This window comes from Bacillus sp. TH17, from assembly GCF_016651125.1.
GTDB lineage: Bacteria > Bacillota > Bacilli > Bacillales > Bacillaceae_G > Bacillus_A > Bacillus_A mycoides.
In genome coordinates, this window is sequence record NZ_JAEKEN010000001.1 from 2,702,587 (window position 1) to 2,719,626 (window position 17,040).

Annotated in this window: 15 protein-coding genes, 5 pseudogenes and 1 riboswitch; of the genes and pseudogenes, 5 read left to right on the top strand and 15 right to left on the bottom strand. The window is 34.7% G+C overall.

What is annotated here, in order from left to right:
• Positions 1 to 175: 175 nt before the first annotated feature.
• Positions 176 to 463: pseudogene (locus JFT95_RS13750) on the bottom strand (hypothetical protein); the annotation flags it as partial.
• A 396-nt stretch (positions 464 to 859) separates the two neighbouring features.
• Here JFT95_RS13750 and JFT95_RS13755 point away from each other — a divergent pair.
• Positions 860 to 1,423 (top strand): GNAT family N-acetyltransferase, encoded by a 564-nt coding sequence (locus JFT95_RS13755; protein ID WP_201052546.1) that lies wholly within the window; start codon positions 860 to 862, stop codon positions 1,421 to 1,423.
• Between the two features lie 271 nt (positions 1,424 to 1,694).
• Here the strand turns inward: JFT95_RS13755 and JFT95_RS13760 are convergent, their stop codons facing one another.
• Entirely contained in the window at positions 1,695 to 2,354 is a 660-nt protein-coding gene (locus JFT95_RS13760) for a protein kinase family protein (protein ID WP_033708051.1), read from the bottom strand.
• Between the two features lie 413 nt (positions 2,355 to 2,767).
• Positions 2,768 to 4,408 carry a M20/M25/M40 family metallo-hydrolase gene (locus JFT95_RS13765; RefSeq protein ID WP_201052548.1) on the bottom strand — a complete coding sequence of 547 codons (1,641 nt, stop codon included), beginning with the start codon at positions 4,406 to 4,408 and terminating at the stop codon, positions 2,768 to 2,770.
• Positions 4,409 to 5,048: 640 nt separating this feature from the next.
• Here JFT95_RS13765 and JFT95_RS29595 point away from each other — a divergent pair.
• Both JFT95_RS29595 and JFT95_RS13770 read left to right on the top strand, forming a co-directional pair.
• Positions 5,049 to 5,476: pseudogene (locus JFT95_RS29595) on the top strand (aminoglycoside phosphotransferase family protein); the annotation flags it as partial.
• A gap of 44 nt (positions 5,477 to 5,520) precedes the next feature.
• The gene (locus JFT95_RS13770) at positions 5,521 to 5,868 is read left to right on the top strand and encodes a VOC family protein (RefSeq protein WP_201052550.1); all 348 of its coding nucleotides are present in this window, start codon (positions 5,521 to 5,523) and stop codon (positions 5,866 to 5,868) included.
• 162 nt (positions 5,869 to 6,030) lie between these two features.
• Here the strand turns inward: JFT95_RS13770 and JFT95_RS13775 are convergent.
• A pseudogene (locus tag JFT95_RS13775) lies at positions 6,031 to 6,126 on the bottom strand (IS6 family transposase); the annotation flags it as partial.
• Positions 6,127 to 6,151: 25 nt separating this feature from the next.
• On the opposite strand from JFT95_RS13775, the pseudogene JFT95_RS13780 reads away from it, so the two are divergent.
• Positions 6,152 to 6,616, top strand: a pseudogene (locus JFT95_RS13780) (TIGR00366 family protein); the annotation flags it as partial.
• A 40-nt stretch (positions 6,617 to 6,656) separates the two neighbouring features.
• Here the strand turns inward: JFT95_RS13780 and JFT95_RS13785 are convergent.
• From JFT95_RS13785 to JFT95_RS13800, 4 genes are all read right to left on the bottom strand, one after another.
• Positions 6,657 to 7,010 carry a hypothetical protein gene (locus tag JFT95_RS13785; protein WP_002165385.1) on the bottom strand — a complete coding sequence of 118 codons (354 nt, stop codon included), beginning with the start codon at positions 7,008 to 7,010 and terminating at the stop codon, positions 6,657 to 6,659.
• Complete coding sequence (locus tag JFT95_RS13790) at positions 7,007 to 7,582, bottom strand: NAD(P)H-dependent oxidoreductase (protein ID WP_016127298.1); 576 nt, start codon at positions 7,580 to 7,582, stop codon at positions 7,007 to 7,009. Before JFT95_RS13790 ends, JFT95_RS13785 begins: the two co-directional genes overlap by 4 nt.
• Before the next feature lie 22 nt (positions 7,583 to 7,604).
• Positions 7,605 to 8,042: an SWIM zinc finger family protein gene (locus JFT95_RS13795; RefSeq protein WP_002033243.1), complete on the bottom strand. Its 438-nt coding sequence runs from the start codon at positions 8,040 to 8,042 to the stop codon at positions 7,605 to 7,607.
• 204 nt (positions 8,043 to 8,246) lie between these two features.
• A complete protein-coding gene (locus tag JFT95_RS13800) occupies positions 8,247 to 8,567 on the bottom strand; it encodes a hypothetical protein (protein WP_002110869.1) in 321 nt (106 codons plus the stop codon).
• Between the two features lie 38 nt (positions 8,568 to 8,605).
• Positions 8,606 to 8,704: riboswitch (SAM riboswitch) on the bottom strand.
• Positions 8,705 to 8,825: 121 nt separating this feature from the next.
• On the opposite strand from JFT95_RS13800, the gene JFT95_RS13805 reads away from it, so the two are divergent.
• Positions 8,826 to 9,017, top strand: a complete 192-nt coding sequence (locus tag JFT95_RS13805) for a hypothetical protein (RefSeq protein WP_002084448.1) — start codon at positions 8,826 to 8,828, stop codon at positions 9,015 to 9,017.
• Between the two features lie 31 nt (positions 9,018 to 9,048).
• Here the strand turns inward: JFT95_RS13805 and JFT95_RS13810 are convergent.
• The 7 genes and pseudogenes from JFT95_RS13810 to rraA form a co-directional block, all read right to left on the bottom strand.
• Positions 9,049 to 9,770, bottom strand: a pseudogene (locus JFT95_RS13810) (YwiC-like family protein).
• Between the two features lie 184 nt (positions 9,771 to 9,954).
• Positions 9,955 to 10,656 (bottom strand): ECF transporter S component, encoded by a 702-nt coding sequence (locus JFT95_RS13815; protein WP_201052552.1) that lies wholly within the window; start codon positions 10,654 to 10,656, stop codon positions 9,955 to 9,957.
• The gene (locus JFT95_RS13820; RefSeq protein WP_033716378.1) at positions 10,629 to 12,290 is read right to left on the bottom strand and encodes an ABC transporter ATP-binding protein; all 1,662 of its coding nucleotides are present in this window, start codon (positions 12,288 to 12,290) and stop codon (positions 10,629 to 10,631) included. The genes JFT95_RS13815 and JFT95_RS13820 overlap by 28 nt, the downstream gene beginning before the upstream one ends.
• Positions 12,263 to 13,141 (bottom strand): energy-coupling factor transporter transmembrane component T, encoded by an 879-nt coding sequence (locus JFT95_RS13825; protein ID WP_201052555.1) that lies wholly within the window; start codon positions 13,139 to 13,141, stop codon positions 12,263 to 12,265. Before JFT95_RS13825 ends, JFT95_RS13820 begins: the two co-directional genes overlap by 28 nt.
• A gap of 23 nt (positions 13,142 to 13,164) precedes the next feature.
• A complete protein-coding gene (locus JFT95_RS13830; RefSeq protein ID WP_201052556.1) occupies positions 13,165 to 13,992 on the bottom strand; it encodes a DUF4430 domain-containing protein in 828 nt (275 codons plus the stop codon).
• A gap of 123 nt (positions 13,993 to 14,115) precedes the next feature.
• Positions 14,116 to 15,972 (bottom strand): DUF4430 domain-containing protein, encoded by a 1,857-nt coding sequence (locus JFT95_RS13835; protein ID WP_201052558.1) that lies wholly within the window; start codon positions 15,970 to 15,972, stop codon positions 14,116 to 14,118.
• Positions 15,973 to 16,478: 506 nt separating this feature from the next.
• Positions 16,479 to 16,964 carry a ribonuclease E activity regulator RraA gene (rraA, locus tag JFT95_RS13840; RefSeq protein ID WP_201052559.1) on the bottom strand — a complete coding sequence of 162 codons (486 nt, stop codon included), beginning with the start codon at positions 16,962 to 16,964 and terminating at the stop codon, positions 16,479 to 16,481.
• Positions 16,965 to 17,040 lie beyond the last annotated feature (76 nt).

Here is a 17,040-nt window from a genome sequence, read left to right on the forward strand (position 1 = left end):
CAAAAATACAATAGACATCTGTCTATGTAAATGGCAGTTGTCTATTAAAGCCGTTTAAAAATCTAGTTGTTTCATAGACAATGGATTTTTGAGTGAATACTAAAGTTGCTTCATTCGGGAGCCAAATAATGAAAATGAACCCTCATAATAAACATAACAAATAGAGTATTTGCATTTAAACTCTATAAAACTCAAATGTATTTTTTTCTAGACATATTGCTTCATCGGAATTTTTGATAATAATATCAAAACATTGACTGTATGGATGCATAAACACTTCGTACTGAATCCGACGTTCTGCATGAGACCGCCTTAAATAATTGATATCGGCTCTCCTTTCAGCAATATCGCGGCTAGACCTTCTCATTAATTCTGTTTCACCATCTGCATAGAAGTAAATTTTTAAATCAAATAAATTGGGATTAATAAATGCGACACTCATTCCTTCTACAATCATTAGTTGAATAACCTAAGGCTGCTTCGGTAGCCATTTTTTTGTACCAACTGGCAGTTTAGTTTTCAATATGTGAAAAGGGATTTCTAAGTGATTAATTGAATATATATTTATTGTTTACTAATTTTTGAGAGGCTCCATTATGGGAGATAAACTTTACTGTATTGCTATCAAGTTCTTAATGAAGAAAGACTAAGAGCTTCGCACGGTTCTGTAATAACTTATAGTAATGCTGTGACAGGATCTCCTATTAGTGAGATAGGGTATTTTTTAATTTATTTATCATAATAACGTACCACGAAATTGCAACTCTCGTCCTCAAGAATTATTTCTTTTGGGTGAAAGTTTTTTTATTATATAAGTTTCATTCTGTCATAATTTAAAGTTTTCGAGAGGAGAAATGATATGAATTCTATTTTATTAGATGTTCCGTTACAAATAGAAACAGACAGACTAATTCTTCGAGCACCACTTCAAGCTGGTGACGGGAATGTCGTACACCAAGCTATTAAGGAGTCAATTAATGAGTTAAAACAATGGTTGCTTTTATTCCAGTCAATTCCTACTGTTGAAGAAACTGAAATTATCCTGAGAAATGCCCATATAGATTTTTTAAAAAGAGAAAGCTTTCGCTATCTTATCTATCTTAAGGGTACTAATGATTTTATTGGAACTGCTAGCCTTCACGGAATTAATTGGAAAATTTCTAAATGTGAAATTGGATACTGGATTAATACGCAATTTAGTGGCAATGGATATATGACAGAGGTAGTAAGTGAATTAACAAACCTTGGATTTCAGTTACTCAAATTTAGAAGGATTGAAATACGCTGTGAATCTACTAACACTAAAAGTCGTACGATCCCTGAAAAACTAGGTTTTGAGCTTGAAGGGATATTACGTAATGAAGATCTTTCAGCTGACGGTAAAAAACTAACTGATACCTGCATCTATGCAAAGGTAAATTAGATTGAAATTTTAATACTCAATTGCGTCTGTGTACATAGTTTATTCCCCTTCTAATCCATTATTGTGATTTGTTTAGAACTATAGTACATCAATATGTTTAAAATGAAATGTACTGAAATGGGTATATTCTATTGTTACAATCATTTTATAAATAAATTACTTCATGAAGTTATAAAATTAGGACCGTACATATTAGACATATCTAAAATGTACGGTCCTTTTGTTTACTAGTGGTTCACTTATCTAACCTAAAGATAAGTATGTGATCCTTTTACAATTTGAATTTCTTTTTAAGCTTCTTATATTTTCTATATGAACGTCGAACAATGTTTAACATGAAATACGGTATTTTAACAGGGAAAGGCAATTTATAAATAAATGGCAAGTAAAATGTAAAATATGCCTTTTCTAAGTCTCTCCACTTACTATCTTCTTTTGTTTTTAAGAAATCAGATACATCGACTACATATCCCCTTCCATTTTCCATCATCACATTTTTTCCGTGAACATCACAAGGAGTTAATCCTTGCTCCCTTGCATACTCTATAGCTTCATTGATATCAAGGATTACCTGCTTAGGAATTTTAATCCCCTTATGGATAGCATCGTATAAGGTAATTTCTTTTAAACGTTTCAATACTATGAAATTTTCTCCTTTATATATAAGATTCGAATAAGAAGGATGATTTCCGATTCTTCGGTATACTTCTGACTCTTTTTCAATTCCTTCTCCTTCTCGCGCGTAAACTTTCACTACCCAATCTTTGTATTCTTTGTGCATAAATACTGCGGCATAATTACCTGTCCCTAAACACTTCCAAAGTCTAGGAATATCTTTAACTACTATAGGCTCGAATTCATCCTCACTTCTTATGCTTACCTCTTTTAATAATTCGTCCTTTATCAATCTCACAAAACTATTTATACTCATCATTCCCACTCCGGTTTTGCTACAAGGGGTACTACCCCATACCCATCAAGTTAAAAAGTACATTCTTCCCTAATACGAAAAAAATGAGCAGACTTCACTAAGTAACTAACTGTAGCGAAATAAATTTTTCATTTAAGGGGGTACTTCAAAATCTTAAAATGGATATTCTACGCAAATATATATTATTGATACAGTAAGTTATGTTAACTTCACATAATTATATTATACAAAAACTCAGCAAATACCGTTACAAAAAGTGTACAAGCCATATCTACTCTCTCTAAATAGTTTATTGCGAATCTATTTTAAGGAGAATTTTTACATCACAATTTCATAAATCTAAGGTTTCAAACTATTCATTACGAAAAAAAGGACCGTATCACTACGGTCCTTTTCTCGCTCTTATGCAAACACTATGACTGTGTAACTTTATTAGAAACAAGTAGTTTTTCAATACATATAGGTAACATATCTAATAACGTTTCAAATGCGTAATTTACGTCCAGACGCTCCGTCCATTGATGTGCATCTTTTCCTACTGGTCCCATATTTAATACTGGAACGTCAAACTCTTCTAATTCCTCTAGTGGAATCGAATAACCTTTATCCCATAATGGCATATTGTCTACAAGAGAACTCATTGAATCCAATGGGTTTTGTAAGCCCACATAGCTTAAATCTGAAATTCCTCCAAAATAATTTTGGTTTTCAAATGTAATGCTATGATTATAGTGGGCATACTTTTCCATTTCTACAACTACCTCTTTAATTAAAGGATTGTTGCGTGAACTCACAGCTGGATAGTATGGTGGCGCAAAGAAAAGTACAATCATTGGAGCCTTTTCTTTACATAAGATAGATAATTTGTCTACTAAATCAATAGTTACTGCACGATCATCTTTATCTTCTCTATTTTTTATAATATCGGATTGAATTTCATCTATTTTTTCTCTTCCATGTTGTTCAATTGCATAAGCGATAAGCTCTTCATACGTTAATACATTTACTTTAAGATTCGGCGGTATGAACGGATTATACTTAGAAAAATGATACGCTCGCTCCTCATACGATTCGTCGATTTTCTCTGCTACTTTCGTTACTTTTTGGCGTAACAATGAAACTACATCTGTCATCGTTTTTTCTAGTAAAAACAAATTAAATAATGTGACAGCACGATGAGGAATTTGTACAGAATAATCCTCCTTTAAATCTCTTTGAAGCAAGTTAGTTGGTGGTGGACTCGCTTCCCCTTCTACAATATCACAAAGGTCCGTATTCAACTCTAATTCCGCTGTTAATAATGCAGCCATATAGCTCCCATTTAATCCTGCAAAAGGTTCGCCTACATGTGTCTCTTTTCCATAGCAAAGGAAACCAGGTAACACCTTACCAATAGAACCAGTATAAATGTACTTATTTTGGTCACCAGGATGTCTTGAAAACATAGGCTCTGAATTTAGGACCGTTTTATACTCTAAGTCATGTTCTTTTGCTAAGTCTAATAATCTTGGAACAGCAGCTCTCATCCCTACAGAGTTCACTTCTTCATCTGGAACAGCCAATAAAAGAACATTCCCATCAAATCTTCCTTCACAAGCTTGCTCAACCATCGCCATTTGTAAAGTTAGACCACATTTCATATCCATTGTTCCTCTACCAAAGAGCCAATCTCCTTGTTCTATATCTTCACGTACATGATCTGGTAGCTCATCTTTATGAGAATAAAACATAGATGTTAATTTTTTAGGGTTAAATGCATCTTCTTTCCACACTCCATAATCCTGTACATCTACAACATCAAAGTGACTAACAAGAATTACAGTATTTTTCGTACTATCACTTTTCTTTACTAGGGCTGTAACAAAATATCGTCCATCCCCCGTCGGATTTTTTTGTAAATGATGCGGATTTTGTTTGAAATACTGTAAGTCAGATAATTGTTCTACAACAAAGTCTGGCAATATAACTTCAGCTTCTGAACCTGTAATACTAGGAATTTCAACAAGATTGCTTAATAATTGAACCAATTGTTCTTTAGATTGCCACTTTGACATATAAATCCCCCTATTTTTCCGCATTATGAAATTCATTTCCAATATATGAATAAAAAATGACGACAGCTATCAAAATTATAATTTTGCCGTTTGGCAAGCTTATGGTTCTTTTCATTTGCGGCAAACATATGCTTCCAAGATTTGAAGAATATGTTTAATATCGCTTTTAAATAAAGTCACGGTGTTTATTTAAAAGACGCAATGTTTTGTCCCTTTAGATCTGTTTATCTAAAGAGAGGTTTTTATAGTGAAAAGAAAATCTGAACTGAAAGACGGATTAAGAAACTGCTGAGTAGCAATAAAGTTACTCCACTAAAGGGACAGATTGTTGAGGAACGTTTCCAGGCAATTAGATTATTCAAGTTTGAATAGATCATTGAGATTGTGAAGGTTTTTTACTTAAACTAACGGGGCAGTAATACTCAATTAAAAATAATGGTAAAGTTAGTGAAAAGAAGAAGGATTAAAAATCGTATAGATTCATTGTAATACATTTTAAGTTTTTGTGTGGCGAGGTATTTGAGAAGTAAGAATGATTTCATCAAAAAAACATTGAAGCTCCAACGGGGTTTTATATGACTATTTTTCCAGACCCAATTTAACATCATAACAATTATAAAAAAACAATCTATACTTTTGGTTAGATTTTTTATATAGTTTGATTGACAGCATCAGGGCTAGTCATAGCAATCTACTCGATACATTGTACGAGCTTGAATCAAAAATTGAACCAAGAAGTCGTTATGGATTTATACATGGGGAACTCGGCCCTGATCATGTATTAATTAATGACAAACTAGAACCTTATTTGATTGATATCGAAGGAACCGAGTTCTTTGATATTGAGCATGAGCACAGTTTTTTGCAGTTTCGATTTGGGTTTATTATCGATATTTAAAGAATGATACTCCCGACCCCAACAGGATGTTATTCTATCGATTCCATCATCATATATCCTTAACTTCAGGCGGGTTGAGATTGCTTCACAGAGGATTTCCGGATCAACAATTTGCAAAAGATCTAACCAATCACCATTCCCGTTGTGCACTGCGTTTTATTGAAGGTTGAACTTATGTCATTAAAAATTTAAAGATAGATAGGAGTTAAATACAATGATAAAAGGTTTCAGAGGAATATTTTGGAGAACTAAAAATCTTGATGTTATAAAAAAATGGTACAGTGAAGTGTTGAAAATTGAAATAGAAAATTGGAACGGGACTGTGATTAAACCCGAATTAGGAACTGAGACTATCTTTTCTTTCTTCACTGAAAATGACAATTATTTTCCAACAGAACAACAAGTGATGTTGAATTTCCAAGTACATAATCTAAACGAGACTATTCAGCATCTTGAACATATTGGTGTACCTCTTGAAAAGAAAGAAGAGATTAGTGAATTTGGAAAGTTTATTTGGATTAAAGATCCTGAAGGTCGATTGATTGAGCTGTGGGAGAAATAGCAGGTTACAATCATTTACTATTAAGCTAACGAGTGCTTTAGTTCAATAAAAAAAGTTGATTCCTTTGAAGTGCACCTTCGTTTATTAGACACAGTCTAACAATCGGAGGTGCACTTTTTTATGGATTAAAACTTCTTAGTGTTGTAAATTCGCATTTTCCTGTGTGTTAGCTATTGATAACCCTCTTTCCTCCATCATTTGCACCAGGTTACAGAAGCTCAAATTGTACCGTAGATACCATCTTACTGTTAATAAGATTAGTTCAGGCTGATAATGCTTCCATTATATTCGCGCTTTCTCTGACTCAACTAAGAGTACTTCAGGTATTTTACTTCAGTTTCCGTTCTATGCTGGAATTATGGGGATGATGATTGGAGTAAATAGTGAAGGTCTTTCGCTTGGAGGAGCTATTTCTACTTTCTTTATTAGTATTTCAAATGAAACCACATTCCCGCTCTTTACATTTTTAAGTGCTGGCATTGTAAATATTTTCGTTCCATCTGGAGGCGGTCAATGGGCAGTGCAAGCACCAATTATGATTCCAGCTGGCGCTGAACTTGGTGTACCTGCCGCGAAAACAGCGATGGCAATTGCATGGGGCGATGCTTGGACAAATTTAATTCAACCTTTCTGGGCATTACCAGCATTAGCGATAGCTGGTTTAAGCGCGCGTGATATTATGGGATTTTGTGTTGTTAACTTACTATATGCAGGATTTATCATTAGTCTATGTTTCTTATTTATTTAAACGAAAAGCTAGTTTTATACTAGCTTTTTTATATAATAAATCATTCGTTATCTATACAGCTTATTACCTTTCTCCACTCTACCTCTGCATGATTTAATGCTTCATATGTAAACAAATCTTCACATACTTTTTCAATCATATGAGGATTGTTCTTAAGGAAATTCCACTGCAATACTTTAGGAAGAACATACGTTTCATATTCTTTACTTCCCTTTATTACCTCATCAACTTCTCTTTCACAAATCCCTCTTATTAAATAATCATTTCTTAATTGTATTTGAATTTGTTGAAACGTTTCGCTGTATTTCTTCAATTGGACTAAACAATTAATATACGTACGCAAAAGTTCGTCATCACAATTGCAACACTTTATAATACGATCGATTTCATTCATAATGTACGAGCCGCTTCTTCTATTTGTAACAGCCATTTTTCACGCTTCGTTACTTTACTCGTTTTCACAGATTGAAAAGCAGAACGTTTTATATCGCGAATACCACAAAAACGTAAAACCCCTCTTTTCATCATAATCCAATCCGCTGATCGATATAATAGGGCCACGTACCATAACGGTGAGTCTAACGTATTAATAACCCATGCTTTCTTTCCTTTAAATAAGCCTTTCGGTAATGACCCCTCATATTTATAAGCAAATCCAGCTACAAAAATACGATCGATAAATCCTTTTAAAATAGCAGGCATGCCCCACCACCATATCGGATATATGAAAAGAAGAATATCCGCTTTCTGCACTAATTCTCTATATCGCTTCGTCTCTTCTTCATTTAGTAAATCACGTCTTTTCTTCTCTTCATTAAATACAAGCACTGGATCAAATTGTTCTTTATATAAATCAAGTAGCGTAACAGAATGATTTGTTTCCTCAAGTCCTTTTTGCACATGCTCTAAAATTGCCCCATTAAAGCTTGAAGGATTAGGGTGAGCATATATAATTAGTACGTTCACTACAAAACAACTCCCTCTTTAGTTAAAGTTTCCCCTTCTTTAACATCGTCTCTACAATTTGCACATTTTTCGAACTTTGTAACAAACGATTTAATACTGTTAGTAACTCTTCTTTTTCTAAACCTTTCAATTGCTCTTTAACTGTACTCTCACCAGCACCTTGAATTTCATACACAACTGCCGCCATATGTTTACAATAATTTTCATAAGGACACTCGCAGCTACTTTCTGCAAAATCTTCAAGATCAATAATCACTTCATAATTCCCTGCATTTCCAGTAACGAAAGCAAATACTTTCTTGTCGTGTATTTCAACATCTTCTACATGTCCCTCTTCATAATATTCATATCCTCTATCTATAATGTACTTTGGAATCCATTTCATTATATCTTTTAATAAGTATGCATACATCACAACACCTCTTCCTCTAATTCCCTTTTGACTTCCAAAATCCTGCATGTTATTCTAATAACTGTCAAGTAGCGAGTCTACGTGACAAAACGACTGACACCTATTCGGCGGAGGTGTCTCTTTTCATTTGCAGCCGATATGAAGTGCCTCTTTCAGGCACATTCAATCTTTGACACTACACACTCAACACCATTCCCTTGTATCAGGCTGCTTTAGCAGTCTTTTACTCTACATACTTCAAAAAAAGAGAGCTCAGCTCCCTTTTCCCGCCTTATAAAATACCCCTTTTTCAGCATAGCGATATTCATCATCAGCTAAAGTAATTTTTCCATCCAGTTTGAGTTCATCTAATAGTCTTGATAAATAAAATTGATGTAACATTTTTTTAGTGAATTTTCCTTCATGATGCGAAACGATATGTTCTTGAATATCTAACAATGATATTGGCTTATCTTGCTCTATCATATATTCATAAACTGTACTACGCAGTTTTACGTATTTTTCGAGTGTCACAGTACTTCGCAACCCCTTTCTTCTTATTATATGTTTTCGTAATCGGTTTTTTTGCAACAAAAAAACCTCTCCGATAAGAAGAAGTTACGTATATCTTCGTCTTATCTCCCAGAACAAATATGTTCTGCTGGAATTAGCACCTGCATCGCGGTTGCTGGGTTTCATCGGGCCAGTCCCTCCACCTCTCTGGATAAGAAAATATTCACTTTAAATTTAACTATACGTAATTTTATTATAATTGTCAAATAAATATAAAAAATTATATTTTCTTCTTTATTGTTCATACTACAAAAAGATGTACAAAAGGAGGCTACTACTTTGAAAAAGAATGCTCGTGGATACGTACAAGATTCTTTTCATTCCTTACAAGAAGCGAAACATTGTTTAGAAGATGCATTACAGACTGTTGAAGAAGATTTTAATCGCGCACGTATTGAACAATCCCTTTACGCTGTAGAGCAAGCTCTTCAACGTTGCGATTACACCGTTCACATTTTAGAACAAGAATGAAAACTTCCCATCAAAAGATGGGAAGTTTGTTTCAAATGGCATACTTCATCATTATTACCGTTATTATTAAAAAATATACAGAATTAACAATTTCTAAAATCCCTACTTTTAATATAGAAATCTTTTTGCCATACAACATAATGGCCCGAATTACACTTGGTACAAATATGAGTGAACACCATGGATTTATAGCAAATACAATTACCGTTAATACAATATGGTATCCCCAAGATATAAAACGATACTTCGGATTATTTTTTTCACGAATCATCGTTTTCACATAAAACGTACTTCCTAAAAAATATAGAAATGAAATAAGCGCAATGAATAATGCTGTTCTATCAATAAATTTCATGGAGAAATAATAACTTATTAAGCCGCCTATACAAAACACTATAATCGCGCAAATGTCATTTAGTAATGCTCGTTCATTTTTTTGATGAGCGTAATACATATTTACAATAAACAATGGAATCATTAATACTGCGAATAAAAGAATTCGCCATTCATATAATAAAGAAATCATCCCAAATACAAATGCAATGATAAAATAAACAATTGTAGCGTGTAGAAATTCTTTTTTCGTCTTTGCCTTATGTACATGAGAAATGGATACGTGGCTAGATAGATAAAGAACCAGGCTAAAAACAATGGGATATGATAAAAAGTAGGTTTACCAAGTAATACACTTAATAGAAATGGTATGACAAGCATCGCCCATGCTCCATGTTGCTTCGGAATAACTAACTTCATTAACTATACACCTCCCTCTTGAAAATAGTTCTCACCTACTATTATACAAATAATTTCATATAATAACGGATATATATTAGATCTATTTTTTGACAATAAAAAATGCTCCTTACAATATGTAAGAAGCATGAAAGAGGCAAACGAATATGTAAGTCGCGACCCTACCTTATATGAGTATGCTTTTCTATGTCACGTTATGCTCATCTAATATACCGTATTTCTTTTTAAATCTTGTGAGGATCGTAATCCATGACGTACTAAATAGCAGAAGGAAAATAACATTCGATATCGCGTGACTCAGATCAAAGTAAAAACTTGCGACATAGTAAGCAATAACTGTTTCCCACGTTGCTTCCTGTATAAAACCAAGAAGACCCCAAAAATTCATAATCCAGCCAAATAGAAATCCAACGGCAAATCCGTACAACAGTCTTCCCCACAGTTTTTTCATTAAAAATGTATTACGTAATAGTCCAGCTATAAACCCGATCATGCCCCAAGAGAACATTTGCCACGGCGTCCACGGACCTTGTCCTAAAAAAATATTAGATACAATAGCCGCCGTTGCCCCAATCATAAAGCCAGTTTCACTCCCAAAAACAATTGCAGAAACGATAATGACAAAAGAAGTCGGTTGTACACTTGGTAAAATAGAAAATGGTACCCGGCTAACCGCCGCAATCGCCGCTAACACAGCAACGATAACAATTTCACGTGAAACAAACGCCTTCCTTTCAAAACGAACATAGAAAGGTAACATAATGACAGCTAATAAAAACAAACTACTTACCATGTAATACCCGTCCATAATAAAAGTCGTAAAGAGTAGTGTACATATTACAACAGCAATAATAAATATTATGAATGCAACATATCGTTTGGACACGCTTCGTACACATCCTCCCACGTTAATGCAAATGGCAACTCTCTACGGATGAATCGATTAATAGATGTTGTATAAAAGAAGTTACCACTAAAGAACTCTTTCGGTGCATCATTCATAATGACTTTCCCGTCAAATAACATCATGCACTGATCAACGTATTTCGCTGCAAACTCAATATCATGCGTTGCCATTACAATTGTTGTACCTTCTTTTTGCAACTGTTTAAATAGCTCTCCTACTCTTTCCTTTTTCCATGGATCTAGTCCCTTTGTCGGCTCATCAAGTAATAATAAAGTTGGCTTTGATAATAACGTTGTACATAATGCGAGTAATTGTTGCTCTCCGCCGCTACAATCATGTGGATGGCGCTCTTTAAGTGAATCTAACCAGAACTTTTTCAACATTTCTTCTGCTATTGTTTTTCCCTCTTCACCATATAATTCACGCGCACGCTCATAAACCTCTTCCCATACTGTATCAAAAGTAAAATGATAGTACGGATGTTGCGATACGTACCCTATACTTTTAAATCGTTCTTTCGAATCAATTTTATGTACCACTTTCCCATTCCACTTTACCTTACCTCTTCTAGCTTTTTGCAATCCTGCTAAAATCGTTAACAGTGTAGACTTCCCGGTTCCGTTTTTCCCAACTAGAGCTGTCCATTTTCCCTTTTCGATGTTCACTGTTAAATCTCGTAAAATAAGTGGACTACTTTTTTCATATTGAAAAGATATATGTTCTGCACTTAAAATTACTTCTTGCTTTTCACATTGTTCTACTTGCCCATTCCTATATGATATCGCTGAAAAATCATTCATTTTCATTTGTGCTTCTCGCACTGTAAATGGAATCTCTTTCACATTCCACTCTAAAAACAATCTTGGAATTTGCGGAATGAATGGACGAAACTTTTCTACTTCCCACATGTTCGCTATCACATTTTTAGAAGTACCATCATAAATGATTCTGCCATTATCCATACAAACAACGCGTGTTGCGAGCGGTATAACTTCATCTAAACGATGTTCACTTAAAACTATCGTAATTCCGAGTTCTTCATTAATACGTTTTAACAATCCTAAAAACTCTTTTGCAGCAATCGGATCTAGTTGTGCTGTCGGTTCATCCAGTAATAATAGTTTCGGCTGCATGACTAACACCGCAGCTAAATTTACAAGTTGTTTTTGACCACCAGATAAAGTATGGACAGATTGATGTAACAAATCTTGAAATCCTAAAAAGCTAATGAGCTCCGCTATTCTTTTTTGAATAATATGTGATGGTAATCCGATATTTTCTAAAGAGAATGCTAATTCTTGAATAACTGTATCCATTACGAGCTGATTTTCTGGATTTTGAAATACCATACCAATTTCTTGGGCAGATAATAACTCTGGTACTTCTTCTAATAAAGCACCATCATAATATGTATGTCCAGAACGCGTGCCAATTGGAAGTAACTCCTTTTTAAAATGCTTTAATAAAGTTGTCTTCCCAGAACCTGAACCGCCAGCAAGTACTATAAATTCTCCTTTTTGAACAGAAAGAGAAATATGCTGTAACGCTTCTTCATTTTCATCAGTATATATAAATGATAATTTTTTTATTTCTGCATGCGCCACCATATCCATTCCCTTCCTTCCATTACAATCGGTAAACTAATAAACATCATAAATAGGAAAAACATCATTCCATCATATTGCTGGAACAGTATTGATTCCACTTTCGGATAGATAATCAATTTCCCACCGCCATAATAACTAAATATAAATGAAGTTATTAATAGAAAAACTAAATAACTTAGCGTATACAAATCACGTCTTTCCATTCTATATCGAATATATGTCGTACGCTTCGTTACACCAAACCCACGAGCTTGCATAGAATCTGCCGTTTGAAGTGCATCTTCTAACGAACAAACTAATAACACTTGCAGTAATTTCATTCCATTTTTTATACGCTCAATGAGTGAACCTGAATCTAATTGCACACCTTTCGTTTTTTGGACGAGTGTAATTTTCTTTAACCGCCTAATAAACAAAGGAACAAACCTCACTGTAATCATCGTTAACAATGCTACTTTCGGTGAAATTCTCGAAAATAAATATAAAAATTTATGACTCGAAATAATATCGTTATAAGAAGCAAACGTAAACATAATCGCAACTAATAATAACCCCATAACAAGCCCAAACATAACTGCCTCAAGCTTAATCCGGCTATCTCCTAACCAAAATAACGTAGTCGCCCCTCTATGCGTTAATAAAGAATTAAATAAAATTACCATTAGAAAGAATACGATAGTACTTGGCAGCATGTTTCTTATTTTCTCGCCATTTCCTTGTACTATATTTAAGATTACTATTAGTATAATCGCTCCAATTAAAAAAAGAGGATGAAGACACATCATACATAGTATCATCACCCCAATATAATAGAAAAAATTAACAAAAGGATGTAAAGAAGAAAAGCTTATTTTCATAGTCCTTTACCGAAGATCCTTTCCTATTTTAATACAAACACCCACTCAATTGTATCGCCTGGTTTTACTTTAACTACACCAGCACTATAGTTTGGAAAAGCACCGTTCACACGATATTTCCAGCCACTAGTAGTAGTAATATCTTTCTCGTATAAATCATTAATACCTTTTACATAAATATCACCTTTAGAGCCCATTGCATCAACCTCTAGTCCTGTGCCCGTTAGCACACTGTAAACTGTGTCGCCTTCTTGTACATCAACCTTTTTCGCACCTAATAAGTATCCTTCATGACCTTTTACGGAGATAGTAACTTGTTTCGATTGCGGTTTCGGTACTAGTACTGGATCTGGTTTTGGTGGTTCAGGAGTTGGTACTACCGGAGTCGGTATCGTTTTCTCCTCTTTATTCGGATCTTCCTTTTGCTCCTGTTTCGGTGTTTCTTTCGGCTGATTAACAACCTTCGCCTCTTCTTTTACTTCTGGCGCTTTCGGCCGCTGGGGTTTCTCTTCTTGTACTTTTTGTTGCTCTGGTTGTTTATTTGCAGCAGGCTGTTCCTTTGGTTTCTCTTCTTTCTTTACTTCAGGTTGTTCCTGCGCTTTTTCTTCTTTCGGTTTCTCTTCTACTTTTTGTTCTTGTTTATCTTTCTGCTCTTCTTGTGGTTTTTGTTCCGGTTCAGCTTGCTTCTCTTCCGGTTTCGGTACATCTTTTTGTTCTTCCTGTTTCGCTACTTCTTTTTGCTCTTCTTGCTTCGGTTCTGCCTTCTTCTCAGGTTTTACAGCCGTTTCTTCACATCCGGCTAATAATCCCAATGAAAGAACTAAAGAAATGAACCATTTCATCTTACTCATGCTGTCCCTCACCTTTCATATTAAAGTGAAACTTTAATGAGTGGAGATTTTGTTCATCCCCACTCATTATTAGCCCTCACTTTTATAATAAAATTAGGAGCAAATGATTGCTCCTAATTTTTGTTAAGCTGCTTTACGTCTCCATAATACATATGCAGAAGCGATACATAATACACCCATACCTACTTGTGTAGCTGCACTATGAGAAGATGCTCCTGTTTGTGGTAATTGATTCTTATTCTTGTTTGTTTCTTTATTAACTCGTTCGTTATCTACAACAACTTTTAGATTTTCATCTTTTGGCTGTTCTTGTAACTCTTCTTGTTGTTTCGGCTGTTCTACAACTTCTTTTTCTTCTACAGTTGTCTCTGGCTCTACAATTGGTTTCGTATCAATTTCATTCTCTACTACATTTGACCAATCATAAATCGATTTTCCAAGATCTTTAAACTGAAGTAAAGCTAAAAATGCTTGCTCTGTAGCCATTCCGCTACCTTTTTGATCACTTGGTAACCATTTAAACTCACCATTTGGAAGCTGGTATGACATTAAATTTTGTACTGCTTTATTAAGACGATCGTGATCTACATCTTTAACTAGCGATAGTCCAATAATTGCTTGTGCAGTACTATTAGAATTCTCTTGTCCATCAGCGGTAAAACCACCATTACCTAGCTGCTGCTTGTATAAATAATCAACAGCTTTTTGAATAGCTGGCTTTACATCTGCTTGATCTTGATAAGGAGCTAATGCTGCTAATACCATACTTGTTACATCAACGTTACTAGCACTTTCTTTACTACTTGAACTATCATATGTCCAGCCACCGTCTGTATGCTGCGCTTGTAAAAGTGCTTGTACTAAAGCAGCTCGATTCCATTTTGCTTCGGCCGGAATCTCATATTTCTTTGTATCTAATGCAAGTAATGTAAATGCGTATCCTGTAACAGAATTCACTTTATCTGATTCAAATAAATTTTGTACTAAATTTTGTCCCTCTACCTTTGTAGGATCAACATTCATTGCATTCATCATAATAATCGTTCTAGCTAAATCTGTTGCTGAAAAACGATTTAAACGCTTCTTAACCTTTTCAGCTACTGGCTTAACATAGTTTATTTTCGTTTCAAGCGGAACATTTACACCTGAACGAGCAAGTCCAATCGCAACCCAATCACTACCAATTCCATCTTGTAACATCTTTTCTGATGTTTTAGAAATCGCTTCGTTTAATTGTGCTGCTGGAATTTCAACTTTCTCTTCCTTTGGTTGTTCTGTTACTTTATCTTCTGGTTTACCATCTGGTTTTTCTGTTTTCGGTTCTTCTGGCTTACCATCTGGTTTTTCTGTTTTCGGTTCTTCTGGCTTACCATCTGGCTTTTCTGTTTTCGGTTCTTCTAGCTTACCATCTGGCTTTTCTGTTTTCGGTTCTTCTAGCTTACCATCTGGCTTTTCTGTTTTCGGTTCTTCTAGCTTACCATCTGGCTTTTCTGTTTTCGGTTCCTCTGGTTTTGGCTCTTCTACAGTTTTACAAGTGCCAAATTTATCTAACGTTTGTTGCAACGTTTGTTGACTCATATTGCTCCAGTCTGCAACGTAACGAAATGCAACAACATCCCCAGACTCTAATTTATAACTATCCGCCCCAACTTCTGCAGATTTATCGTTTACATCATACAACCAACCGCTTGTTGCTCCGGCCATTAATCCATCGATACCCTTTATATACGTTCCAAATGACATACTTTCAGATGTTACTTTGTCACCCATAACTTTTTGTAGCAAACTAAAAGCTGTTTCTCCATCTTCAATGGAAACTTCTTTCGGACATAACATAATTCCTTTTTGTGATTCACCAATAATTGCAAGTTTCGCTGTCTTTCCTTCAGCAAACGTAATATGTACTGTATTCGCAAAAGAAACAAATACAAGTGCCACTGCCATTAATGATGTAAGCAGCCATTTCTTTAACATTGCCATCCCAAAATTCCCTCCCTTTACTAACATTCACACAAAAAAAGACCCTTTAAGGGTATGCGGTTGACACTCTCTTTTTGTAAGTGTCGAACAAAAATGTACAACACCTCCTACCCGCATTATTCGCGGCTATATTTGTATAGGAAAAATAATTTCGTTTATGAACGCACCATTGTGATAACATTCACTTTTCTAGGCAAAATTTAATCCCTTTTCAAGTTATCCCGCTATTCGCCGAGCAGTAAGACCCCCACCTCAAATTCAGCGAAAGCAAGGAAGTTAAGTGGGGATCAACTGCCCGTAAATGCCCGATTGGTGAAGGCTAATAATCAGTGTGGATGAACAAAATCCCCACTGATTAAAGTTTCACTTTATCGTAAATCGATAAACCTATACATTCTGTAATTTTTAAATTCTGTATTATTTTACTATTGACAAAGAATTTTGTCCATGCTTTATCGGATTTATTTTCTAAGAATAATAGCTTAATAGCCTTCCATTATTAGAAGTCATCCCTCACTATGTAAGCTTTTATCACTAACTATAATTCCATCTTCATCTACATAAACATATTCATTCGGTTTCCATTCGACTTCACCAAATTGCAATGAAATATTTCGCTCTCCTTTTCCTTCTTTTATACTTCTATTCGGCATCGTCCCTAACGCTAAAATACCAATATCTATATTCTTTAGTTCACTAGAATCACGAACATATCCATTCACAATAATCCCCGCTAGCTTTCTTTCCTCCGCAATAGCTGCCAAATTATCACCAAGTAACGCACAATTCGTAGACGCTCCGCCATCAACAACTAATACCGTTCCTTCTGGTAATGTTTGCAATCCTTCCTTCACTAGTACATTATCATCCTTCACTTTTACCGTTGCGATTTTCCCATAGAATTGTTTTTTCTTCCCGAAAGACCGAAAAGACTGGCGACATATTTGTAATTCCTTTTCAAATTCATCACATATATCCGTAGTTTTCCACATCTCTTTCCCTCTTTTCTTTTCCTTTTATATTACATATTCTTGGATTTTTTTCGTTTCCCTGTCTAATGTTGCAAGA